Genomic DNA, 22,938 nt, shown 5'->3' with positions numbered 1-22,938 from the left:
AACCCGGCTTCTTTGAAAGAAGCACTATGCTTTGTCACGCAGCATGCTCTGTTTTACTTCACGTTACAGACGTTTTGTTGACAGTAAAAATTCGCTGATGCCCCACGGCGCGAAGCATAGCGCAGCACTCGTCGTATTTCCCTGCATAAAGCTGGTCAAGTGCGCCCGCCATCGCTAGAATTGCGCACTTTTTGATCAGAGGCGCGATAAAGCGCCCGTCTGTCGCCTTGCCGATCACGGCTGGAGGCGTCACAAATACCGAGGTTAGACATGTCCACCACTCCTGCGCCGGCCAATCCCAAGGTTGGCTTCGTATCCCTGGGTTGCCCCAAAGCACTGGTCGACTCCGAGCGCATCCTTACCCAGCTGCGCATGGAAGGCTATGACGTCGTGTCCACTTATCAGGACGCTGACGTAGTGGTCGTCAACACCTGCGGCTTCATCGATTCGGCCAAGGCCGAGTCCCTGGAAGTGATCGGCGAAGCCATCAAGGAAAACGGCAAGGTCATCGTGACCGGCTGCATGGGCGTCGAAGAAGGCAACATCCGCAACGTGCACCCGAGCGTGCTGGCCGTGACCGGTCCGCAGCAGTACGAGCAAGTGGTCAACGCCGTGCACGAAGTCGTGCCGCCGAGACAGGATCACAACCCGCTGATCGACCTGGTGCCGCCACAAGGGATCAAACTGACCCCGCGCCACTACGCCTACCTGAAGATTTCCGAAGGCTGCAACCACAGCTGCAGCTTCTGCATCATCCCCTCGATGCGCGGCAAACTGGTCAGCCGCCCTGTCGGTGATGTACTCGACGAGGCCCAGCGCCTGGTCAAATCCGGCGTCAAGGAACTGCTGGTCATCTCCCAGGACACCAGCGCCTACGGCGTCGACGTGAAGTACCGCACCGGCTTCTGGAACGGCGCGCCGGTGAAAACCCGCATGACCGAACTTTGCGAAGCCCTCAGCACCCTCGGCGTCTGGGTACGCCTGCACTACGTTTACCCATACCCGCACGTTGACGAGTTGATCCCGCTGATGGCCGCCGGGAAAATCCTGCCGTACCTGGACATTCCGTTCCAGCACGCCAGCCCGAAAGTGTTGAAGTCGATGAAACGCCCGGCGTTCGAAGACAAGACCCTGGCCCGCATCAAGAACTGGCGCGAAATCTGCCCGGACCTGATCATCCGTTCGACCTTCATCGTCGGCTTCCCGGGCGAAACCGAAGAAGACTTCCAGTACCTGCTGAACTGGCTGACCGAAGCCCAGCTCGACCGCGTCGGCTGCTTCCAGTACTCGCCTGTTGAAGGTGCACCGGCCAACGACCTGAACCTGGAAGTGGTGCCGGACGACGTCAAGCAGGACCGCTGGGATCGCTTCATGGCGCACCAGCAAGCCATCAGCTCGGCGCGCCTGCAAATGCGCATCGGCCGTGAAATCGAAGTGCTGGTCGATGAAGTCGACGAGCAAGGCGCGGTTGGCCGTTGCTTCTTCGATGCCCCGGAAATCGACGGCAACGTATTCATCGACAACGGCAGCAACCTCAAGCCGGGCGACAAGGTCTGGTGCAAAGTGACCGACGCCGACGAATACGACCTGTGGGCTGAACAGATCTAAACGCAAAAAATATGAAAAGCCCCGCTCTCTTGACGAGATGCGGGGCTTTTTTACGGCTATCGTTTGCAGATGGAAGGATTCCCATCATTCACCCACAAGGGGCAGACGGACATGCGTCAGCATTCGGTCATCCACACACCGAAACAGAGCGACTACCAGGAACTGACCCGGGTCTGGGAGGCCTCGGTTCGCGCGACCCACGACTTTCTGCCGGAAAGCTACATCCTGCTGCTCAAGGATCTGGTGCTGACCCGCTACCTCGATGCGGTGATGCTGGTCTGCACCAAAGACTCGGGCCAGCGCATCACCGGCTTCGCTGGCGTCGCAGCGGGCAAGATCGAGATGCTGTTCATCGACCCGAGACACCGCGGCCATGGCCTGGGCAAGCAACTGCTGCGCTATGCCATGGAGCATCTGAACGCCGATGAACTGGACGTCAACGAACAGAACCCGCAAGCCCTGGGGTTTTATTTCAAACAGGGCTTCGAGGTAATCGGTCGCTCGGAAGTCGATGGCATGGGGCAGCCGTATCCGTTGTTGCATATGCGCATGCGGCAGAATCAGCAGCGCTCACAACACGGCTGACACAACACGACACGAATGTGGGAGCGGGCTTGCTCGCGAAGACGGTATATCAGACACATATCATCTACTGACACACCGCCTTCGCGAGCAAGCCCGCTCCCACAAAAAGCCGCATGGTACAAATGGAACCGGGCTTAACCGGCGCCAGGCAGGTACAATGCCCACCCCTTTTTTGTTACGGCCCTGACATGACTGACCCGATTCGTCTCTCCAAACGCCTCATCGAACTCGTCGGCTGTTCCCGTCGGGAGGCTGAGCTGTTCATCGAGGGCGGCTGGGTCACCGTCGACGGCGAAGTCATCGACGAGCCGCAGTTCAAGGTCGGCGCGCAAAAAGTCGAGCTCGATCCAGAGGCCAAGGCCACCGCACCGGAACCGGTCACCATCCTGTTCAACGTGCCCGCCGGCATGGACGCGGACACCGCCATGGCGACCATCACCGCCGAGACCCTGAGCGAAGAACACCGCTACGGCAAACGCCCGCTCAAGGGTCACTTCCAGCGCCTGACTGCCAGCACCGACCTGCAGGCCAACGCCAGCGGCCTGCTGGTGTTCACCCAGGACTGGAAGATCCTGCGCAAGCTCACTGCCGACTCCAACAAGATCGAGCAGGAATACGTGGTCGAAGTCGAAGGCAACATGGTCGAGCATGGTCTCAATCGCTTGCAGCATGGCCTGACCTGGAAGGGCAAGGAACTGCCGGCGGTCAAGGCCAGCTGGCAGAACGAAAACCGCCTGCGCTTTGCCATGAAGAACCCGCAACCGGGGGTGATCGCCCTGTTCTGCCAGGCCGTCGGCCTGAAGGTCGTGGGTATCCGCCGCATTCGCATCGGCGGCGTGTCCATCGGCAAGGTGCCCGTGGGGCAATGGCGCTACCTGTCCGGCAAAGAGAAGTTCTAAACCTTCTCACGCCGCCACACATTTTGGTGCCGCAGCTTATGCGGCACCCACTGCTGAATATCAGGACTGCACACCATGATTCACAACGACGTACTGCGCAGCGTGCGCTACATGCTCGACATCAGCGACAAGAAAGTCATCGAGATCATCAAGCTCGGCGGCATGGACGTAACCCTGCCAGACCTGCTGACTTACCTCGACAAGAAAGAAGAAGACGAAGAAGGCTTCGTACGCTGCCCTGACGAAGTCATGGCGCACTTCCTCGATGGCCTGGTGATCTTCAAGCGCGGCAAGGACGAAAGCCGTCCACCGCAGCCGATCGAAGTGCCGGTGACCAACAACATCATCCTGAAAAAACTGCGCGTGGCCTTCGAACTCAAAGAAGACGACATGCACGCGATCCTCAAGGCCGCCGAGTTCCCGGTGTCCAAGCCTGAGCTGAGCGCACTGTTCCGCAAGTTCGGTCACACCAACTACCGCCCGTGTGGCGACCAGTTGCTGCGTAATTTCCTCAAGGGCCTGACCCTGCGCGTGCGCCCGCAATAAATCGTCACGGCTCCCGCACTCGTCCTGCAAGGGCTGCCAGACAAAAATCACCGAAACGCCAAAACTCCTTGTAGGAGCGAGCAGGCTCGCGATGGACGTGAACGATAACGCGGGTAACCTGAATACCCGCGGTATCCTCGGTTTTTTTCGCGAGCAGGCTCGCTCCTACAGGGGGGTGGTGGTGGCTCAGGTCGTATGACCCACCATTGCGCGCATAAATAGTGGCTCCGCCTCCGGCGGCTGACGGCTAGGGTGTAGGCACCCTCAGCTCCGAAGGATTCGCCATGCACCCCTACTTTTCCCTACGAGGCCGCACTGCCCTGGTGACCGGCGGCACTCGCGGTATCGGCAAAATGATCGCCAAGGCCTTTGTCGAGGCAGGCGCCACCGTATACGTCTGCGCCCGTGATGCCCAAGCCTGCCAGCAAACAGCCGATGAGTTGGGTGCGCTGGGTCATTGCCATGGCATTGCGGCCAACCTCGCCAGCGAAGAAGGCGTGCTGCAACTGGCCACGCAACTGGGCAAGCAGATCAGCCACCTCGACATTCTGGTGAACAACGCCGGCACCACCTGGGGCGCGCCACTGGAAAGCTACCCGGTCAAGGGCTGGGAAAAGGTCATGCAGCTCAACGTGACCTCGGTGTTCAACTGCATCCAGCAGTTCCTGCCACTACTGCGCAAGGCTGGTTCTGAAGCCAGTCCCGCGCGAATCATCAATATCGGCTCGGTGGCCGGGATTTCTTCCTTCGGTGAACAGGCTTATGCCTACGGCCCGAGCAAAGCGGCCCTGCATCAACTGTCGCGGATTCTGGCGCGGGAACTGGTCAGCCAGCACATCAACGTCAACGTGATCGCCCCCGGACGTTTTCCGAGCAAGATGACCCAGCACATCGGCAGTGATGAGCAGGCACTGGCACAGGATACGGCGTTGATTCCGATGAAGCGCTGGGGGCGAGAGGAAGAGATGGCGGCGCTGGCGATCAGCCTGGCGAGTACGGCAGGGGCTTACATGACCGGAAATATCATTGCGCTCGATGGGGGTTTCAGCCTCTGAGATCGGCGGTGCTGCCATCGCGGGCAAGCCACGCTCCCACAGGTTTTGTGTCGTGTCCGATATTGCGGCAGACACAAAATCTGTGGGAGCGTGGCTTGCCCGCGATGACGGACTCAGTGGCACAACGATGCATGGGTTGATCGGGTTATCATGCCCCCCCTAATCCCGCCTCGACCCAAACCATGACCTACAGCGTTTCCCCCATCGGCTTCGTGCGCTCCTGCTTCAAGGAGAAATTCGCCATCCCGCGCCAACCGCAACTGGCACCTGCCGCGCGTGGCGTGCTGGAACTGGTTGCGCCGTTCGATCAGGGCGACGCGGTGCAAGGGCTGGAGCAGGTCAGCCATGTCTGGCTGCTGTTCCTGTTCCACCAGGCCCTGGAGGAAAAACCGCGCTTGAAAGTCCGCCCGCCTCGCCTCGGCGGCAACAAATCCATGGGGGTGTTCGCCACTCGCGCGACCCACCGCCCCAATGGCATCGGCCAGTCCGTGGTCAAACTCGACAAGGTCGAAGCCAATCGCCTGTGGATTTCCGGTATCGACCTGCTGGACGGCACGCCGGTTCTCGACATCAAACCCTACGTTCCCTATGCCGATATCATTGATACAGCGTCCAACAGCATCGCCAGCGCAGCGCCACAGTTGATTGCCGTGCAGTGGACGGACTCAGCACTGCAACAGGCCCACGGGCATGCCCAGCGCCTTGCAGAGCCATTGGTGGAGCTGATCGAGCAATGCCTGGCACAAGATCCGCGGCCGGCGTATCAGACGCCTGCGCCCGAGCGGGAATATGGCGCGCAGTTCTGGGATCTGGACGTGCGCTGGCACTATCCGACGCCGGAGTTGATCCGGGTGCTGGAAGTCATTCCCGCAAAGGGCTGAACACCTGAAACGAAAAAGCCCGCATGACCTTCCCAGGCCATGCGGGCTTTTCTTTGCACTTCAAATCTACTGCAGGAGCAGCCGGTCGACGTACGAATGCTCGCGAAAAGACCTGAGGACGCCGCGGGGTATCAAGCTTCCCGCGTTATCGTTGACCTCCATCGCGAGCATGCTCGCACCTACAGGAGACCAAGGTCACTTCTCGACGAACGCACGCTCGATCAGGTAGTCACCCGGCTCGCGCATCCGCGGCGAAACTTTCAGGCCGAAGCTATTCAACACTTCGCTGGTCTCGTCGAGCATGCTCGGGCTGCCGCACAGCATGGCGCGGTCGTCCTGCGGGTTGATCGGCGGCAGGCCGATGTCGCTGAACAGCTTGCCGCTGCGCATCAGGTCGGTCAGGCGCCCTTCGTTCTCGAACGGCTCGCGGGTCACGGTCGGGTAGTAGATCAACTTGTCACGCAGTGCATCGCCGAAGAACTCGTTCTGCGGCAGGTGCTCGGTGATGAATTCGCGGTAGGCGACTTCGTTGACGTAACGTACGCCGTGGCACAGGATCACTTTTTCGAAACGCTCGTAGGTTTCCGGGTCCTGGATGACGCTCATGAATGGCGCCAGACCGGTACCGGTGCTGAGCAGATACAAATGTTTGCCAGGCTTCAAGTCATCCAGCACCAGCGTGCCGGTAGGCTTCTTGCTGATGATGATCTCGTCGCCTTCCTTCAGGTGCTGCAACTGGGAAGTCAGCGGGCCATCCGGCACCTTGATGCTGAAGAATTCCAGATGCTCTTCCCAGTTTGGGCTGGCAATCGAGTAAGCGCGCATAAGCGGGCGGCCGTTGGGCTGTTGCAGGCCGATCATCACGAACTGACCGTTCTCGAAGCGCAGGCCCGGATCACGGGTGCACTTGAAGCTGAACAGAGTGTCGTTCCAGTGGTGAACACTGAGGACACGCTCGTGGTTCATGTTGCTCATGTACGTGGGACTCCTGGAGATATTCTGCGCCTGGTCTTGGACGACAAGCGGCTTTGCGCAATTGCATCGCATTCTAAAGGCAGACACAATATCTGTTAAATGGATTATTAAGATAAGGGTTATCGGTTATATCGATATGCGATTTACTCTCCGTCAACTTCAAGTCTTCGTCGCCGTCGCCCAGCAGGAAAGCGTGTCCCGTGCTGCGGGCCTGCTTAACCTCTCGCAATCGGCGGCGAGCACCTCGATCACCGAACTGGAGCGTCAGTGCAGCTGCCAGCTGTTCGACCGTGCCGGCAAACGGCTGAGCCTCAACGCCCTCGGTAAGCAGTTGCTGCCACAAGCCGTGGCCCTGCTCGATCAGGCCAAGGAGATCGAAGACCTGCTCAATGGCAAGTCCGGTTTCGGCTCGCTGGCAGTGGGGGCGACCCTGACCATCGGCAATTACCTGGCCACGCTGCTGATCGGCAGCTTCATGCAGCGCCATCCGGAAAGCCAGGTGAAGCTACACGTGCAGAACACTGCCAATATCGTGCAACAAGTAGCTCACTATGAAATTGATCTGGGTCTAATCGAAGGTGATTGCAGCCACCCGGACATCGAAGTCCAGAGTTGGGTCGAAGACGAACTGGTGGTGTTTTGCGCCCCTCAGCATCCACTGGCCAAGCGCGGTTCGGCGACCATGGACGAGTTGAGCCAGGAAGCCTGGATCCTGCGGGAACGAGGCTCGGGCACGCGACTGACCTTCGACCAGGCCATGCGTCACCATCACAGCGCACTGAACATTCGCCTGGAGCTTGAGCACACCGAAGCAATTAAACGCGCGGTGGAGTCAGGCCTGGGGATTGGCTGCATTTCGAGGCTGGCACTGCGCGATGCGTTCCGCCGCGGCAGCCTGGTGGCCGTGGAAACACCGGACCTGGATCTGGCGCGGCAGTTCTATTTCATCTGGCACAAACAGAAATACCAGACCTCGGCCATGCGCGAATTCCTCGAGCTCTGCCGCGCCTTCACCGCCGGGGTTCAGCGCAGCGACGAGATCGTACTGCCGACAATCGCTTAAAGCAGTATCACCGCCCACACCAGCGCAATCATGCTCAGTGCCACGAACTGCGCGGCACTGCCCATGTCCTTGGCGTTCTTGGATAGCGGGTGCAGCTCAAGGGAAATGCGGTCGATCGCCGCTTCCACCGCTGAGTTGAGCAACTCGACGATCAATGCCAACAGGCACACCGCAATCAGCAGCGCCTGCTCGACCCGGCTGACATTCAGGAAGAAAGACAGTGGAATCAGGATCGCGTTAAGCAACACCAGCTGGCGAAAAGCCGCTTCGCCAGTGAAAGCGGCGCGCAGTCCATCCAGCGAATAACCGGAGGCGTTGAGAATACGTTTAAGGCCGGTTTGGCCTTTGAAAGGTGACATAGAGTAGGCAACTGAAAAAAAGAAGTGGGAAAGCTAGATTAACCAAAGTCAAAAAAGCGTGAACGTTCCAGCGTTAGTGGCTGGAAATTGACTCAAGTTGTTGCAAGAGCAACGCAGCCTGGGTTCGGGTCCGCACATTCAGCTTACGGAAAATCGCGGTCACGTGGGCCTTGATGGTCGCTTCGGAAACGCTCAGTTCGTAAGCGATCTGTTTGTTCAACAAGCCTTCGCAGACCATGGTCAATACCCGGAACTGCTGCGGAGTCAGGCTCGCCAGACCCTCGCTGGCAGCCTTGGCTTCCTCGGAAACGCTGACCGCTTCGAACGCCTGGGGCGGCCAGAAAACATCGCCGTCAAGCACCGCACGCACTGCACTCTGAATAACACTCAGATCACTGGACTTGGGGATAAAACCGCTGGCACCGAATTCGCGAGACTTGACCATGATGGTCGCCTCTTCCTGGGCCGACACCATGACCACCGGAATCTGTGGATACTGACCACGCAACAGGACCAATCCGGAAAAACCATACGCCCCCGGCATGTTCAGATCCAGCAGCACCAGATCCCAATCGGATTTTTCGGTCAGGCGGGTTTCCAGCTCGGCAATGCTCGCCACCTCCACCAGACGCACATCCGGGCCAAGACCCAGCGTCAGTGCCTGGTGCAACGCGCTACGAAAAAGAGGGTGATCATCGGCAATCAGGATTTCGTATGTGGCCATGTTTCAAATGATCCTGTTTTTCAGGGAATACCCGATGCATTCGGGCATCGCCAACACAACTCGAGTACGGCCACGCAGCCGCACCGACCGGGCACGTTCAACGCCAGATAAACGGCGTTTCAAACGCTGGCCGCAACCCAATCGGTGCCAAGCATGCCCAGCGAAACCGGGGTGGTCAAGCCGAATGGCCAGTACACTTTATTGCAGTATACGCAACAATCAGCACACCAATCTGGCTAGCTGCTACACATAAGGCATTAACTCGGCGTGTGCCGGGGTCGAAACATTCATTTCCAGCTGATGCTTGGCATCGAGGTAGTGCTGGCTGAACACGTCAAAATAAGCATCCAGCGCCGAAGCGGCGGCAACGTCGCCCGCCAGATCGAGACACAATGCCGCCACTTCCGCCGTGCACAGATGCTCACTGCGAGTCGAACGACGCAGCCGATAGCGCGAGAGTCGTTCGGGTAGCAGGCTGAGGATCGGCAACTTATCGAAATATGGGCTTTTACGGAAAATCTTCCGCGCTTCGGTCCAGGTCGCATCCAGCAGAATGAACAGCGGCCGCCTGGTGCTGTTGATCTCGACGGTGTTGGTCACGCGCTCCGGTGCAACGTACTCGCCGGGAAACACCAGATAAGGTTGCCATGTCGGGTCGGCCAGCAATGCCAGCAACTGCGGATCGACCTCGGTACGCGACCAGATGAAAGCATGATTGTCCGGCACGACATCGGCGATCAGCCATCCGGTATTGCTCGGTTTGAACACCTCCTTGCTGGTCATGATCAGACAGATGCCGGAACGGCTCTCAACCTGCGGACGCCACGCGCACAGGCAATGACTCTCGATCACCCGGCACGCGCGGCAACGGGTCGCCCGCCAGCCACGGGCCTGAATCGGCCTGATGCCCTCCTCTTCGCGCTGGTCGCGCAAGCGGGCTACAGCGTTCGAGGCAAAACGCGCAGGGACATGGCTCATTGCAGGCAACGTCGGCAGGGAGGGAAAATCGACACGAAACACACTCGGCAGGGCAAAAAGATCACACAGTTTACCAGACCAGCCGGCGCAAGCCTGTACCGTCCAGACCGGCTCCCCTATAATTCGCCGCCACTGAACGCACAGTCACGTGATAGGTCAAACGCCCATCACTGAACCAGGAGAGTTTCATGCTGCGCCTTATCGTTCCTACCGCTGCCATTTTGCTGGCGTCGTCCTTTAGCGTTCAGGCTGCGTCCTTGAATGAGCAGAATCTGAACAGAGAGCTGAAAAACGTCGCCACTCAAAGCAGTGTCGGCACGCCAAGGGCGATCAACGAAGACATCCTCGATCAAGGCTATACCGTCGAAGGCAAGGTGCTGATCAACCACCTGAGCGTACAAAGCAGCCACGCCGATAAAATGCGCGCGGACCCCAAAGCGGTGTACTTCCAGCTCGGTTCCTCGGTCTGCAATAACCCAGGCTTTCGCAAGCTGATGGCCAAGGGCGCGATCATGCGCTACGACTTCACCGAAGTGAAAACCAACCGTCCGGTCGGCTCCGCAAGCTTCGAGGAATCGGATTGCCCGAAAGCAACCCCGGCGAAGAAGAAGTAATCATCGGAAACTGGCGCGCCGTTGTTCATCCTCGGCGCGCAGTTGCGCCAACAACGCCTGCAAAAAGTGCGACCGACGCTCAGCACCACGTAATCGTCGGCAGTACTCCTCCTCAAGACTCAAATGAGTCGAGCGGCGAAACCACCTTGCAAATCGTCAATAAGCGATTGCCAGGAAAGACCTTATGGCGCAATGATCAAGGCAGCCATTCATTGCAAGGTCGGGATGTGCGCTAACCATGTTCACTTTCAGGGCAGGAAAGGGGCTGCCCGTAACGCGTCGTGTTGTGCGAACGTTTCTTTCATCCAAGGACAAACAGAGCCTGTCTGGATGACCCGGCTGCCAGTCGGGCCAAGTGGATCGCCCAGGCATGGACCTGAGCAGACAGCGACGCAGGACGTGTCGCGGCATTCGACATACGCAGTCGAAGCCCTGGGTTCTGTGCAGAAGGAGAAGTTGAATGCCTTACCAACCGAATGACCTCCTCAGCCGTCATTTTGCAGAAAGCGGCCACGACCTCATCAAAAAGGTCGAAGAACAACTCAACCTCATTTCACCCAACAGCCCGAACATTCCGATCTATCGAGACATGATCCTGACTGTGCTGCGCATGGCCCAGGAAGACCACAACCGCTGGAACGCCAAGATCACCCTGCAAGCCTTGCGCGAACTGGAGCAGGCCTTTCGCGTGCTTGAACAGTTCAAGGGACGACGCAAAGTCACTGTGTTCGGTTCCGCCCGAACCCCGATAGAACACCCGCTCTACGCGATGGCGCGGGAGCTCGGCGCCGCACTGGCGCGCTCGGACCTGATGGTCATCACCGGTGCCGGTGGCGGCATCATGGCCGCGGCCCACGAAGGGGCCGGCCTGACTCACAGCCTGGGATTCAACATCACCCTGCCCTTCGAACAGCACGCCAACCCCACCGTCAACGGTACGAGCAACCTGCTGCCTTTCCACTTCTTCTTCACCCGCAAGCTGTTCTTCGTCAAGGAAGCCGATGCGCTGGTGCTGTGCCCGGGCGGCTTCGGTACCCTGGATGAAGCACTGGAAGTGCTGACTCTGATCCAGACCGGCAAAAGCCCGCTGGTACCTGTGGTACTGCTGGACGCGCCGGGCGGCACGTTCTGGCAAGGAGCGCTGAACTTCATACACGAGCAACTGGAAGAAAATCGCTACATCCTGCCCACCGACATGAAGCTGGTGAAACTCGTCTACAACGTCGATGAAGCGGTGGAACACATCAACCAGTTCTACAGCAACTTCCACTCCAGCCGCTGGCTCAAGCAGCAATTCCTGATTCGCATGAATCACCCGCTCAGCGACCAGGCACTCGAACACATGCAGCAGGCGTTTGCCGATCTGTGCCTGAGCGATCATTTCCATCAGCACGCCTACAACGGCGAAGAACACGACGAAGCCCAGTACAGCCATCTTGCGCGACTGGCCTTCAACTTCAACGCGCGTAATCATGGTCGCCTGCGCGAGCTGGTGGACTACATCAACCTGCCGGAAAACCGGGCGCAACCCACACCCAAGGTGCAACAGCGCGCACGGGCAGCTTCAAAGGTTTCCTGATGCAAAAAAAACGGCCCGCTATCGAAATAGCGGGCCGCTTCTTAATCATCCATCCCTCTACCGCTGAACAAGCGGTTGATCATCTCCATCGAGAACCCCCGATACGCCAGGAACCTGCCTTGCCTGGCGCGCTCCCGAACGTCTGTCGGCAATTGCCCGGAAAATTTTCGTCGCCAGGTATCTTCCAGCTGCTCATGCCAAAGGATACCGCTCTCGCGCAAGGCCAGTTCTATGTCGCTACGCTGCAGGCCGCGCTGGCTCAACTCTTCACGAATACGCAAAGGGCCGTAACCGGAACGGGCACGATAGGAGACAAAACTTTCGAGGTAACGGGCTTCGGATAACAGGCCTTCTTCCGTCAAACGGTCGAGCGCTGTTTCGATCATTTCAGGGCTGGCGCCGCGCTGACGCAGTTTACGCGTCAGCTCGACTCGACCGTGCTCGCGTCGTGCGAGCAGGTCCATGGCGGTTCGCCGCACCGCGACGAGGGTATCGAGTACGGCGGTCATCGCTTTGATCAGATATCAGCGTCAGCCAGGTCGTCTTCGGTCTCTTTGACCGCTGAAGCTTTGGCATCAGCAACCGATGACGGGGACAGCAACTTGTCACGCAGTTGCTTCTCGAGCTTCGCGGCGATTTCCGGGTTGTCTGCCAGGAACTTGGCCGAGTTGGCCTTGCCCTGACCGATCTTGGTGCCTTCATAGGCATACCAGGCACCGGACTTCTCGACGAAACCGTGCAGAACACCCAGGTCGATCATCTCACCGTTGAGGTAGATGCCCTTGCCGTAAAGAATCTGGAACTCGGCCTGACGGAACGGCGAAGCAACCTTGTTCTTCACAACCTTGACGCGGGTTTCGCTACCGACAACCTCATCACCTTCTTTCACCGCGCCAGTGCGGCGGATGTCCAGACGAACCGAAGCGTAGAACTTCAGCGCGTTACCACCAGTGGTGGTTTCCGGGCTGCCGAACATCACGCCGATTTTCATACGGATCTGGTTGATGAAGATGACCAGGCAGTTGGCGTTCTTGATGTTACCGGTAATTTTACGCAGCGCCTGGGACATCAGGCGGGCTTGCAGGCCCACGTGCATGTCACCCATTTCGCCTTCGATTTCCGCCTTGGGTACCAGGGCAGCCACGGAGTCGACGATGATCACGTCAACCGCGTTGGAACGCACCAGCATGTCGGTGATTTCCAGGGCCTGCTCGCCGGTGTCCGGCTGGGAAACCAGCAGGTCGTCGACGTTGACGCCCAGCTTGCCGGCGTATTCCGGGTCGAGGGCGTGTTCCGCATCGACGAATGCGCAGGTTGCGCCGGCTTTTTGCGCCTGGGCGATCACGGACAGGGTCAGCGTGGTTTTACCGGAAGATTCAGGACCGTAGATTTCAACAATACGGCCTTTTGGCAGACCGCCAATGCCCAGTGCGATGTCCAGACCCAGAGAGCCGGTGGAAATGGCCGGGATCGCCTGACGGTCCTGATCGCCCATACGCATTACGGCACCCTTGCCGAATTGACGTTCGATCTGACCCAGGGCCGCAGCCAAGGCTTTCTTCTTGTTGTCGTCCATTAAAGTCCTCACGTAATCAATAAGGCCTGACGGCCAACACCTGTATAAGTAGACAGTATTATTCCACAGGGTTTGCCGATCGCCTACCCCTGATTTGAGATTTCTGCCGCGGCATAGCGCAGCAGCCCCTCTAGCGCGGCCTTCACCGTTTGTCGGCGGACGTCATCGCGGTTGCCAGGGAAGTGCTGAAGCTCGGTGAACACCTGGTCGCCCACACCCCAGGCCAGCCAGACCGTGCCCACCGGCTTGTTCGCTGTTCCACCATCCGGCCCGGCGATACCACTGACGGCCACGGAGAAATACGCGCGGTTTTTTTCCTGTGCGCCACGAACCATGGCCTCGACCACCTCGCGGCTAACCGCCCCCACCGTGGTGAACAACTCCACTGGAACATCCAGTTGCAGGGTTTTCTGTCGATTTGAGTAGGTGACGTAACCGGCTTCGAACCACGCGGAACTGCCCGGAATACGGGTAATGGCCTCGGCGATGCCGCCACCGGTACAAGACTCGGCCGTGGTCACGTGGGCATTGAGAACCTGCAAGCGTCGGCCAAGTTCAGCGGCCAGCTGGGTGATTTCTTTCACGGTGATCTCCTGATGGGGCGGATGAGACTAACCGTACACCAGCGGGTCGCACTTGCAAGTTACAAGACGGATCAAAATGTGCAGAGCCAGCGCCTGCGCCAATGTTGCCGGGCGCCCAACCATCAGTGTCACGACAAGTGACAAGGCGAGCAGCGGCTTTCATGCCTGCGGCGGGTAGACCGCCCATGGTAACCTTGCGCCCATCGCGGAAAAGCCGGGCCGATGCCCCTCCTTTTGCCCCACACCTTTCAACGAGTCTTCCTAAGCTACCGATGAATACAGCTACTTCCGATCTGTCCTCGCACACCCCGATGATGCAGCAATACTGGCGCCTGAAGAACCAGCACCCAGACCAGCTGATGTTCTACCGCATGGGCGACTTCTACGAGATCTTCTACGAAGACGCGAAGAAGGCCGCCAAGCTGCTGGACATCACCCTGACCGCCCGCGGGCAGTCGGCCGGGCAGGCGATTCCGATGTGCGGTATTCCTTACCATGCCGCCGAAGGCTACCTGGCCAAACTGGTGAAGCTGGGCGAATCGGTGGTGATTTGCGAGCAGGTCGGTGACCCGGCTACCAGCAAAGGGCCGGTGGAACGTCAGGTGGTGCGGATCATCACCCCGGGGACGGTAAGTGACGAGGCGCTGCTGGATGAACGCCGGGACAACCTGATCGCCGCCGTTCTGGGCGATGAGCGCCTGTTCGGCCTGGCGGTGCTGGATATCACCAGCGGCAACTTCAGCGTGCTGGAAATCAAGGGCTGGGAAAACCTGCTGGCGGAACTGGAGCGGGTCAATCCCGTAGAGCTGTTGATCCCGGATGACTGGCCAAAGGATTTGCCGGCGGAAAAACGTCGTGGCGTTCGTCGCCGCGCGCCGTGGGATTTCGAGCGCGACTCGGCATTCAAAAGCCTGTGCCAGCAATTTTCCACCCAGGACCTCAAAGGCTTTGGCTGCGAAAACCTGACCCTGGCCATCGGCGCCGCCGGTTGCCTGCTGGCCTACGCCAAGGAAACCCAGCGCACCGCCCTGCCCCATTTGCGCAGCTTGCGTCATGAACGCCTGGACGACACCGTGGTGCTGGACGGTGCCAGCCGTCGCAACCTGGAACTCGATACCAACCTGGCCGGCGGTCGCGACAATACCCTGCAATCGGTGGTCGACCGCTGCCAGACCGCCATGGGCAGCCGTCTGTTGACCCGTTGGCTGAACCGTCCGCTGCGTGACCTGACGGTGTTGCTGGCACGCCAGTCGTCGATCACCTGCCTGCTCGACCGCTACCGGTTCGAGCGCCTGCAACCGCAACTCAAGGAAATCGGCGACATCGAGCGTATTCTCGCGCGGATCGGCCTGCGTAACGCCCGCCCGCGTGACCTTGCGCGCTTGCGCGATGCCCTGGGTGCATTGCCCGAACTGCAAGTGGCGATGACCGAGCTCGAAGCGCCGCACCTGCAGCAACTGGCGACCATCACCAGCACCTACCCGGAACTGGCGGCACTGCTGGAAAAAGCCATCATCGACAACCCGCCGGCAGTGATCCGTGACGGCGGCGTGTTGAAGACCGGTTACGACAGCGAGCTCGATGACCTGCAATCGCTCAGTGAGAACGCCGGGCAATTCCTGATCGACCTCGAAGCCCGGGAAAAGGCCCGCACCGGTCTCTCCCACTTGAAGGTCGGTTACAACCGCATCCACGGCTACTTCATCGAACTGCCGAGCAAGCAGGCCGAATCGGCACCGGCCGACTACATTCGGCGCCAGACCCTCAAGGGTGCCGAGCGCTTCATTACCCCGGAACTCAAGGCCTTTGAAGACAAGGCGCTGTCGGCCAAGAGCCGCGCCCTGGCCCGCGAGAAAATGCTCTACGAAGCGCTGCTCGAAGACCTGATCAGCCAGTTGCCACCACTGCAAGATACCGCGGGTGCACTGGCCGAACTGGATGTGCTGAGCAACCTCGCCGAGCGCGCGCTGAACCTTGACCTGAACTGCCCGCGTTTCGTCAGCGAACCCTGCATGCGCATCAGCCAGGGCCGTCACCCGGTGGTCGAACAGGTACTGACTACGCCGTTCGTGGCCAACGACCTGAGCCTGGACGACAGCACCCGCATGCTGGTGATTACCGGTCCGAACATGGGCGGTAAATCCACCTACATGCGCCAGACCGCGTTGATCGTATTGCTGGCGCACATCGGCAGTTTCGTGCCGGCCGCCAGCTGTGAGCTGTCGCTGGTCGACCGCATCTTTACCCGGATCGGCTCCAGCGATGACCTGGCCGGCGGGCGTTCGACCTTCATGGTCGAAATGAGCGAGACTGCAAACATCCTGCACAATGCCACCGAACGCAGCCTGGTGCTGATGGACGAAGTCGGTCGCGGCACCAGCACCTTTGATGGCCTGTCCCTAGCATGGGCGGCGGCCGAGCGCCTGGCACAACTTCGCGCCTACACCCTGTTCGCCACCCACTACTTTGAACTGACCGTGCTGCCCGAATCCCAGCCGCTGGTAGCCAACGTGCACCTCAATGCCACCGAACACAACGAGCGCATTGTGTTCCTGCACCATGTACTCCCCGGGCCCGCCAGCCAAAGCTACGGCCTGGCCGTGGCGCAGCTGGCGGGTGTGCCGACGGAGGTGATCTTGCGTGCCCGTGAGCACCTGAGCCGCCTGGAAGACACCGCGCTGCCTCATGAAGCACCGAAGCCTGCCAAGGGCAAACCGGCTGCGCCGCAGCAAAGCGACTTGTTCGCCAGCTTGCCGCACCCAGTGCTCGATGAGCTTGCAAAGCTCGACCTGGACGACATGACGCCACGCCGTGCACTCGAAATGCTCTATGCACTAAAGAACCGGATCTAACGCAGCGGGCCGCAAGCTGTTAGAATCTCGCGCGGTTTGGGATGCTGCTGGCTAATAGCCTGGCCAGCAGACTATCGCTCCCGAACCTGCGACCCCCACGTGAAGGGGCGCAGCAAGCCGCGCCTGAGGAGAAAATTAGAAATGACCTTCGTCGTCACCGACAACTGCATCAAGTGCAAGTACACCGACTGCGTAGAAGTCTGTCCGGTGGACTGCTTTTACGAAGGCCCGAACTTCCTGGTGATTCACCCGGATGAGTGCATCGACTGCGCCCTGTGCGAACCTGAATGCCCTGCCGTGGCCATCTTCTCCGAAGATGAAGTGCCGTCCGGCATGGAAAACTTCATTGAGCTGAACGCAGAGTTGGCTGATATCTGGCCAAACATCACTGAAAGAAAAGATCCTTTGCCCGATTCCGCTGAATGGGATGGCAAACCAGGCAAGATCGAACAGCTCGAACGCTGATTATCCCCGCGTTGCCGAAAAAGGCCCCACAAGGGCCTTTTTGCTTTTCTGCAGGCAAAAAAAAGGGGCGGTTTGACCCGCCCACCTTTTTCCCTATTCCCTGTGTTCCTTTTCATCGTCCTGATGAATCGCATCCTGCGATTTCCATTCCCTTCATCCTTGAAGGGCGTGTCTGTCCGTCGACACAACCTGGATATTAGAGTTTTCCCTGGCAGGAGCAACCCACCAAACACGATCAAATTGTTGGCATAACTTCGTATTGATTAGCAGAATTTCTTATAAATCAATAAGTTAAAATCCATCAATCAAAAAACTGGCAACTTCCAACGTGTAAAAATAACGAACACTTACGAAAGAGTAAGCCAGGGCTTACATTGAAAGTCTGTAAACCCGAGATGACTCCTGCCCTGCGCCCGGCGATAAAAAAACCCTCGAGCCAGTCGAGGGTTTCCGGGCCATCAGAGACGGTCGAATTATTGAAACAGCGACTCGCTCGACAGGCCGTTTTTCTCCAGGATCTCGCGCAGCCGCTTCAAGCCTTCAACCTGAATCTGTCTGACCCGCTCCCGGGTCAGGCCAATTTCCAGGCCTACGTCTTCAAGGGTACTGCTCTCGTGACCACGCAGACCGAAGCGGCGTATCACCACTTCACGTTGCTTGTCGGTCAGCTCGGAGAGCCATTGATCGATGCTCTGGGACAGGTCGTCGTCCTGCAGCAGTTCACAAGGATCGGTAGGTCGGTCGTCGGTAAGGGTGTCCAGCAGGGTTTTATCCGAATCCGGACCCAGCGAGACGTCGACCGAAGAAACCCGCTCGTTCAAGCCCAACATGCGCTTGACCTCTCCCACCGGTTTTTCCAGCAGGTTGGCGATTTCTTCGGGTGAAGGTTCGTGGTCGAGTTTTTGCGTCAGTTCCCGAGCGGCGCGCAGGTATACGTTCAGCTCTTTGACCACATGGATCGGCAACCGAATGGTACGGGTCTGATTCATGATTGCGCGTTCGATGGTCTGACGGATCCACCAGGTCGCGTAGGTCGAAAAGCGGAAGCCGCGTTCCGGATCGAACTTCTCCACCGCCCGGATCAAGCCGAGGTTGCCCTCTTCGATCAGGTCAAGCAGCGACAGCCCACGATTGACGTAGCGTCGGGCGATCTTCACCACCAGCCGCAAGTTACTTTCGATCATGCGCTTGCGCCCGGCAGGATCGCCACTTTGCGACAGCCGCGCAAAATGAACTTCTTCTTCGGGAGACAGCAGAGGGGAGAAACCAATCTCATTGAGATACAACTGCGTAGCGTCCAGCGCCCGCGTGTAGTCAATGTACTTGTGTTGTTTCAACGAAGCGGAGTGTTTGGATTTGACGCGAACGGAAGGTGGAGCTGCCCCTTCATCATTCGACATCGAATCCGTGTCGATGCCGGCCTCCATCAGGAGAACCTCATCGTCGATGTCAAACTCCGGCACTTCTTTACTGAGAGCCATTGTTATAGTCCTTTGGTGAGTTCGACCTCAAGCTCAAGCGGCGCCTTTATCCTTGGCAACGCTGGAGCCTGTCCCCTCTACGCGACGGAACAGGCTGGTAAGCGATCAACGACGTGGCAGGAATTGCAGCGGATCTACTGGTTTACCTTGTCGGCGAATCTCAAAATGCAGCTTCACCCGGTCTGTACCCGTTGACCCCATTTCGGCAATTGTCTGTCCGACCTTGACCTGCTGCCCCTCCCGAACCAACAACCTGCGGTTATGTCCGTAGGCACTGACGTAGGTTTCGCTGTGTTTGATGATCACTAATTCGCCGTAGCCCCTTAAGCCACTCCCGGCGTATACGACAGTCCCATCAGACGCAGCTAAAACAGGCTGTCCCAAATCTCCGGCGATATCAATTCCTTTATTCAAACTGCCGTTTGAAGAGAATTTCCCGATGAGAATGCCATTAGAAGGCCACCCCCAGCCGGTCGGGGCTGGGCCGGGCGGGGGCAATGGAGCGGGGGCCGGTTTGCTGGCGACGGACGGTGCAACAGCGGCCGTGCTGGAGGTGGCTGCGTTTACCGGACGCCGGTAAACCGTGGTTTTACTCGACGACGAAGGCGATGAATTCGATGAGCTGACCACCGAGGTCGACGTTGAACCGGTACGACCATCAAAGCGAATCGTCTGACCCGGCCGGATGGTGTAGGGCGCAGGAATGTTGTTCCGGGCCGCGAGGGCCTTGTAGTCCCAACCGTAACGAAAAGCGATGGAGAACAGAGTGTCTTTGGGTTTGACGATATATTGCCCTGTCGTCACTGCCGGACGCTGGGCTGCAGCCTTGTTGCGATCGACCACGCCCACATCGCTCGATTTGTTGCTGGAACACCCGACCAGCAAGGTGCTCAAGACAAGGCCAGTCACCAGGCGCTGAAAGCTTGTTGTACCCATACGCTGCACAATGACTGTGAGACTCACCCGCCGCTCCCTTTGTGGTGGCTGAAATTTTTGAATTACCGGACTGCGGTACGAAGTGGCAAGTATAACGGGCGGCGCAGGCTTTACCTTCAATCAACGACGCACACGTTTGCTGCCTTACGTTGAACTCCGTTTAAACCATCGATGCCGGTGTAAGACAGAGGCAATCGAAGAGAATTCAGCGTGGTGAAAACTAATGTCAGGCCAGTGGCCCATTGAGCAGTGGAACAAAGCGTACGGCTCCCAGAACCCTTCTTGAAAAACCTTGTTCTTCCCGCACGATCAACATCAATTGCTGGACTTCGCCGGCCCCTACCGGAATCACCAATCGCCCTCCGGGCGCCAATTGATCAAGCAGAGCCTGGGGCACATCGGTTGCCACGGCGGTCACGATTATCCCGTTGTACGGCGCCAATGCCGGCCACCCTTCCCAGCCATCGCCCCAGCGAAACACCACGTTACGCAAATTCAACTCAACCAGGCGCTCCTTGGCCCGGTCCTGCAGAACCTTGATTCGCTCGACGGAAAATACCCGCTCGACCAGCTGTGACAGCACCGCCGTCTGGTAACCCGAACCGGTGCCGATCTCCAGCACTTTGTCCAGGGGACCGGCCTCCAGCAACAACTCGCTCATGCGAGCCACCATATAAGGCTGGGAGATGGTCTGGTTATTGCCAATCGGCAACGCCGTGTCCTCGTAGGCACGGTGTGCCAGCGCCTCGTCGACGAACAGGTGGCGCGGGGTACGACGGATGACTTCCAGCACCCGGGCACTGGAAATGCCTTCTTCATACAGACGCTGAATCAAGCGCTCACGGGTGCGTTGAGACGTCATCCCGATACCGCGACGCAACATATCGTCTTGTTCACGACCCATTAGCGCAGCCCCTCCAGCCAGCCGTCGAGACTTCTGAAGGCATCATTGAAGGTGCGATCCAGTTGCAGAGGCGTAATGGAAACGTAGCCCTGCATCACGGCGTGGAAATCGGTGCCGGGGCCGCCGTCTTCCGCATCACCCGCCGCCGCAATCCAGTAACCGGCCTTGCCACGCGGATCGACCACTTTTATCGGGGCCGCAGCGCGGGCGCGATGGCCCAGACGGGTCAACTGGATACCGCGGATATGGTCCAGCGGCAAGTTGGGAATATTCACGTTCAGTACCGTACGCGGGGGCAGATCCAGGTCGGCATGGGCCTCGACCAGTTTGCGCGCGAAATAGGCAGCTGTGGGAAGATTCTCCACTTGGCGTGAGACCAATGAAAAGGCAAACGAAGGACTCTTGAGGAAACGCCCCTCCAGCGCGGCTGCCACAGTACCGGAATACAGCACGTCGTCGCCCAGGTTCGCGCCCAGGTTGATACCGGAAACCACCATGTCGACTTCGCGTTCCAGCAGGCCGTTGAGCCCCAGGTGCACGCAATCGGTGGGTGTGCCATTGAGGCTGATAAAGCCGTTGGCGAGGATTTGCGGGTGCAACGGACGGTCGAGCGTCAGCGAACTGCTGGCGCCGCTTTTGTCCTGCTCCGGGGCGACAACCACGCATTCGGTGTAATCCGCCAGCGCAGCATAAAGCGCGGCAAGACCGGGTGCGGTTACCCCATCATCGTTAGAAATCAGAATACGCATTGGCTGTCCGTCTGCCCTACCGGTACCAGATCAACGAGTTCGCGCACCAATACGGTGGCGAAGCATCCGGCCGGCAGGACGAATTCCAGTTGCAGAATGTCAGGTTCGGGATAATGCCACGTCAACCCGGCAATGGGCAGCCGCAGGATGCGACGTTCGTGACTCATACCGGCGCTGATCAACCAATCACGCAGGTCCGCTTCGCGCGCGGCGATGGCCTGCTCCAGTTCATGGACAACGCCAGTGGCCGGCGAGTCACCTTCGCCCCACTGTGGACCGGTCGGATGCAGATCGAGAATCGCCAGTCGCGGATCGCTGCATTCGGCTTCGCCAGCCGGGAAAAAACTGCGACTGTCTGTAAATGCCAGCAAGTCACCGACCTGGGCACGCTGCCAGGTGCCATCGGCGACACGCGCGGCCAGCACCTGATTGAAGAGAAAACTACGGGCGGTCGAGAGCAGCCGCGAACGCACGTTGCGTTGTTCTGGCAGTGCCTTGCGTGCCGCCCAGGCGCGTGCATCGACGACGTTGCCGCCGTCGTGACCAAAGCGCTGGGTGCCGAAATAATTGGGAATGCCCAGTTTGGTTATCAGTTGCAGCCGCTCTTCGATGGCGGCCTTGTCGCCGGCAAACTGGGTCAGGCGCAGGGTGAAACCGTTGGCCGAGTGCGCACCGCGTTGCAGCTTGCGCTTGTGGCGGCTGGTCTTGAGTATTTTCAACGTGTCGTTTTCGGCTGCCGACAGATCTGGATCGGCCTTGCCTGGCAGTTGCACGCTGAACCACTGACGCGTCAACGCCTGACGATCCTTGAGCCCGGCATAGCTGACAGTGCGCAGGGACACGCCCGCAGCCTTGGCAATCCGCCGTGCGGCCTCTTCAGTATTCAGGCCGCGCTTTTCCACCCAGATCCACAGGTGTTCACCGTCGCCACTCAAGGGGATATCAAGGACTTCATCGACCTGGAAATCTTCGGCGATGGCTTTCAGTACCGCAGTGCCGAGGGGTTCACCATAGGCCCGCGGGCCGAGCAGTTGCAGTTCGTTCATGGGCGCAGCAACAAGGCAACGGAATGCACGGCAATACCTTCTTCGCGACCGACAAAGCCGAGCTTTTCGGTGGTGGTAGCTTTAACGTTCACTTGATCGAGCTCAACTTGAAGATCCGCGGCAATCAGCGCGCGCATCGATTCGATATGCGGGGCCATTTTCGGCGCCTGGGCGACGATGGTGTTATCGACGTTGCCGACTTTCCAGCCCTTGGCGTGGATCAAAGCGACGACGTGACGCAATAGTGCGCGGCTGTCGGCACCTTTGAACTGCGGATCGGTATCCGGGAAGTGTTTGCCGATATCACCCAGCGCGGCCGCACCCAGCAGGGCATCGCTCAACGCATGCAGCAGGACATCACCGTCGGAGTGCGCGAGCAATCCAAAGTCGTGTGCGATACGCACGCCGCCCAGAGTGATGAAATCGCCTTCAGCGAAACGGTGCACATCATAGCCGTGGCCAATACGCATAAAAAAAAA

Annotated in this window: 25 protein-coding genes; 12 read left to right on the top strand and 13 right to left on the bottom strand. The window is 58.8% G+C overall.

The window, feature by feature from the left end; all coding sequences use genetic code 11:
• Positions 1–270: 270 nt before the first annotated feature.
• The 6 genes from rimO to tsaA all read left to right on the top strand — a co-directional run bounded on the left by rimO (position 271) and on the right by tsaA (position 5,574).
• A complete protein-coding gene (gene rimO, locus ASE98_RS09245) occupies positions 271–1,608 on the top strand; it encodes a 30S ribosomal protein S12 methylthiotransferase RimO (protein ID WP_060541070.1) in 1,338 nt (445 codons plus the stop codon).
• A 111-nt stretch (positions 1,609–1,719) separates the two neighbouring features.
• Positions 1,720–2,193 carry a GNAT family N-acetyltransferase gene (locus ASE98_RS09240; RefSeq protein WP_060541069.1) on the top strand — a complete coding sequence of 158 codons (474 nt, stop codon included), beginning with the start codon at positions 1,720–1,722 and terminating at the stop codon, positions 2,191–2,193.
• 188 nt (positions 2,194–2,381) lie between these two features.
• Positions 2,382–3,092, top strand: a complete 711-nt coding sequence (locus tag ASE98_RS09235; protein WP_060541068.1) for an rRNA pseudouridine synthase — start codon at positions 2,382–2,384, stop codon at positions 3,090–3,092.
• Between the two features lie 75 nt (positions 3,093–3,167).
• Positions 3,168–3,638 carry a DUF1456 family protein gene (locus ASE98_RS09230; RefSeq protein ID WP_046816549.1) on the top strand — a complete coding sequence of 157 codons (471 nt, stop codon included), beginning with the start codon at positions 3,168–3,170 and terminating at the stop codon, positions 3,636–3,638.
• A 284-nt stretch (positions 3,639–3,922) separates the two neighbouring features.
• Positions 3,923–4,693, top strand: coding sequence for an SDR family oxidoreductase (locus ASE98_RS09225; RefSeq protein WP_060541067.1), 771 nt, complete (start codon positions 3,923–3,925; stop codon positions 4,691–4,693).
• Between the two features lie 182 nt (positions 4,694–4,875).
• A complete protein-coding gene (gene tsaA, locus ASE98_RS09220) occupies positions 4,876–5,574 on the top strand; it encodes a tRNA (N6-threonylcarbamoyladenosine(37)-N6)-methyltransferase TrmO (protein ID WP_060541066.1) in 699 nt (232 codons plus the stop codon).
• A 195-nt stretch (positions 5,575–5,769) separates the two neighbouring features.
• Here tsaA and fpr read toward each other — a convergent pair whose 3' ends face one another.
• A complete protein-coding gene (gene fpr / locus ASE98_RS09215) occupies positions 5,770–6,549 on the bottom strand; it encodes a ferredoxin-NADP reductase (RefSeq protein ID WP_008054100.1) in 780 nt (259 codons plus the stop codon).
• A 136-nt stretch (positions 6,550–6,685) separates the two neighbouring features.
• Here fpr and ASE98_RS09210 point away from each other — a divergent pair, with 136 nt between their 5' ends.
• On the top strand, positions 6,686–7,612 hold the full coding sequence (locus tag ASE98_RS09210; RefSeq protein ID WP_060541065.1) for a LysR family transcriptional regulator: 927 nt from the start codon (positions 6,686–6,688) through the stop codon (positions 7,610–7,612).
• Here ASE98_RS09210 and ASE98_RS09205 read toward each other — a convergent pair.
• From ASE98_RS09205 to ASE98_RS09195, 3 genes are all read right to left on the bottom strand, one after another.
• Positions 7,609–7,971 carry a diacylglycerol kinase gene (locus tag ASE98_RS09205; protein ID WP_007907286.1) on the bottom strand — a complete coding sequence of 121 codons (363 nt, stop codon included), beginning with the start codon at positions 7,969–7,971 and terminating at the stop codon, positions 7,609–7,611. The genes ASE98_RS09210 and ASE98_RS09205 overlap by 4 nt on opposite strands.
• Before the next feature lie 73 nt (positions 7,972–8,044).
• Positions 8,045–8,695 (bottom strand): response regulator transcription factor ErdR, encoded by a 651-nt coding sequence (erdR, locus tag ASE98_RS09200; RefSeq protein WP_060541064.1) that lies wholly within the window; start codon positions 8,693–8,695, stop codon positions 8,045–8,047.
• Positions 8,696–8,938: 243 nt separating this feature from the next.
• Entirely contained in the window at positions 8,939–9,673 is a 735-nt protein-coding gene (locus ASE98_RS09195; protein ID WP_060541063.1) for a tRNA-uridine aminocarboxypropyltransferase, read from the bottom strand.
• Between the two features lie 188 nt (positions 9,674–9,861).
• On the opposite strand from ASE98_RS09195, the gene ASE98_RS09190 reads away from it, so the two are divergent.
• From ASE98_RS09190 to ASE98_RS09185, 3 genes are all read left to right on the top strand, one after another.
• The gene (locus ASE98_RS09190; RefSeq protein WP_060541062.1) at positions 9,862–10,287 is read left to right on the top strand and encodes a PA3611 family quorum-sensing-regulated virulence factor; all 426 of its coding nucleotides are present in this window, start codon (positions 9,862–9,864) and stop codon (positions 10,285–10,287) included.
• Complete coding sequence (locus tag ASE98_RS26530; RefSeq protein WP_156465488.1) at positions 10,254–10,523, top strand: hypothetical protein; 270 nt, start codon at positions 10,254–10,256, stop codon at positions 10,521–10,523. The genes ASE98_RS09190 and ASE98_RS26530 overlap by 34 nt, the downstream gene beginning before the upstream one ends.
• A 224-nt stretch (positions 10,524–10,747) precedes the next feature.
• Positions 10,748–11,866 carry a TIGR00730 family Rossman fold protein gene (locus ASE98_RS09185; protein ID WP_060541061.1) on the top strand — a complete coding sequence of 373 codons (1,119 nt, stop codon included), beginning with the start codon at positions 10,748–10,750 and terminating at the stop codon, positions 11,864–11,866.
• A 41-nt stretch (positions 11,867–11,907) separates the two neighbouring features.
• On the opposite strand, the gene recX is transcribed toward ASE98_RS09185, so the two are convergent.
• The 3 genes from recX to ASE98_RS09170 all read right to left on the bottom strand — a co-directional run bounded on the left by recX (position 11,908) and on the right by ASE98_RS09170 (position 14,026).
• Positions 11,908–12,375, bottom strand: coding sequence for a recombination regulator RecX (gene recX / locus ASE98_RS09180; protein WP_060541060.1), 468 nt, complete (start codon positions 12,373–12,375; stop codon positions 11,908–11,910).
• An 8-nt stretch (positions 12,376–12,383) separates the two neighbouring features.
• Positions 12,384–13,442 (bottom strand): recombinase RecA, encoded by a 1,059-nt coding sequence (recA, locus tag ASE98_RS09175; RefSeq protein WP_060541059.1) that lies wholly within the window; start codon positions 13,440–13,442, stop codon positions 12,384–12,386.
• 83 nt (positions 13,443–13,525) lie between these two features.
• Positions 13,526–14,026, bottom strand: coding sequence for a CinA family protein (locus ASE98_RS09170; RefSeq protein WP_060541058.1), 501 nt, complete (start codon positions 14,024–14,026; stop codon positions 13,526–13,528).
• A gap of 272 nt (positions 14,027–14,298) precedes the next feature.
• Here ASE98_RS09170 and mutS point away from each other — a divergent pair, with 272 nt between their 5' ends.
• Together mutS and fdxA are read left to right on the top strand one after the other, a co-directional pair.
• Positions 14,299–16,878, top strand: coding sequence for a DNA mismatch repair protein MutS (gene mutS / locus ASE98_RS09165; protein ID WP_060541057.1), 2,580 nt, complete (start codon positions 14,299–14,301; stop codon positions 16,876–16,878).
• Positions 16,879–17,019: 141 nt separating this feature from the next.
• Positions 17,020–17,343, top strand: coding sequence for a ferredoxin FdxA (gene fdxA, locus ASE98_RS09160; protein WP_060541056.1), 324 nt, complete (start codon positions 17,020–17,022; stop codon positions 17,341–17,343).
• 473 nt (positions 17,344–17,816) lie between these two features.
• On the opposite strand, the gene rpoS is transcribed toward fdxA, so the two are convergent.
• The 6 genes from rpoS to ispF form a co-directional block, all read right to left on the bottom strand.
• On the bottom strand, positions 17,817–18,824 hold the full coding sequence (gene rpoS / locus ASE98_RS09155; RefSeq protein WP_060541055.1) for an RNA polymerase sigma factor RpoS: 1,008 nt from the start codon (positions 18,822–18,824) through the stop codon (positions 17,817–17,819).
• A gap of 105 nt (positions 18,825–18,929) precedes the next feature.
• Positions 18,930–19,787: a peptidoglycan DD-metalloendopeptidase family protein gene (locus tag ASE98_RS09150; RefSeq protein WP_060541054.1), complete on the bottom strand. Its 858-nt coding sequence runs from the start codon at positions 19,785–19,787 to the stop codon at positions 18,930–18,932.
• A 199-nt stretch (positions 19,788–19,986) separates the two neighbouring features.
• Positions 19,987–20,622 (bottom strand): protein-L-isoaspartate(D-aspartate) O-methyltransferase, encoded by a 636-nt coding sequence (locus tag ASE98_RS09145; protein WP_177336961.1) that lies wholly within the window; start codon positions 20,620–20,622, stop codon positions 19,987–19,989.
• A gap of 41 nt (positions 20,623–20,663) precedes the next feature.
• A complete protein-coding gene (surE, locus tag ASE98_RS09140; protein WP_060541052.1) occupies positions 20,664–21,413 on the bottom strand; it encodes a 5'/3'-nucleotidase SurE in 750 nt (249 codons plus the stop codon).
• A complete protein-coding gene (gene truD / locus ASE98_RS09135) occupies positions 21,401–22,459 on the bottom strand; it encodes a tRNA pseudouridine(13) synthase TruD (protein ID WP_060541051.1) in 1,059 nt (352 codons plus the stop codon). Before truD ends, surE begins: the two co-directional genes overlap by 13 nt.
• Positions 22,456–22,929: a 2-C-methyl-D-erythritol 2,4-cyclodiphosphate synthase gene (gene ispF, locus ASE98_RS09130; RefSeq protein ID WP_060541050.1), complete on the bottom strand. Its 474-nt coding sequence runs from the start codon at positions 22,927–22,929 to the stop codon at positions 22,456–22,458. The genes truD and ispF overlap by 4 nt, the downstream gene beginning before the upstream one ends.
• Between the last annotated feature and the right edge of the window lie 9 nt (positions 22,930–22,938).

Origin of the sequence: Pseudomonas sp. Leaf48, assembly GCF_001421885.1 — a bacterium.
Lineage (GTDB): Bacteria > Pseudomonadota > Gammaproteobacteria > Pseudomonadales > Pseudomonadaceae > Aquipseudomonas.
The sequence above is the reverse complement of the archived record's forward strand: the minus strand, read 5'-3'. Positions and strand labels throughout refer to the sequence as shown.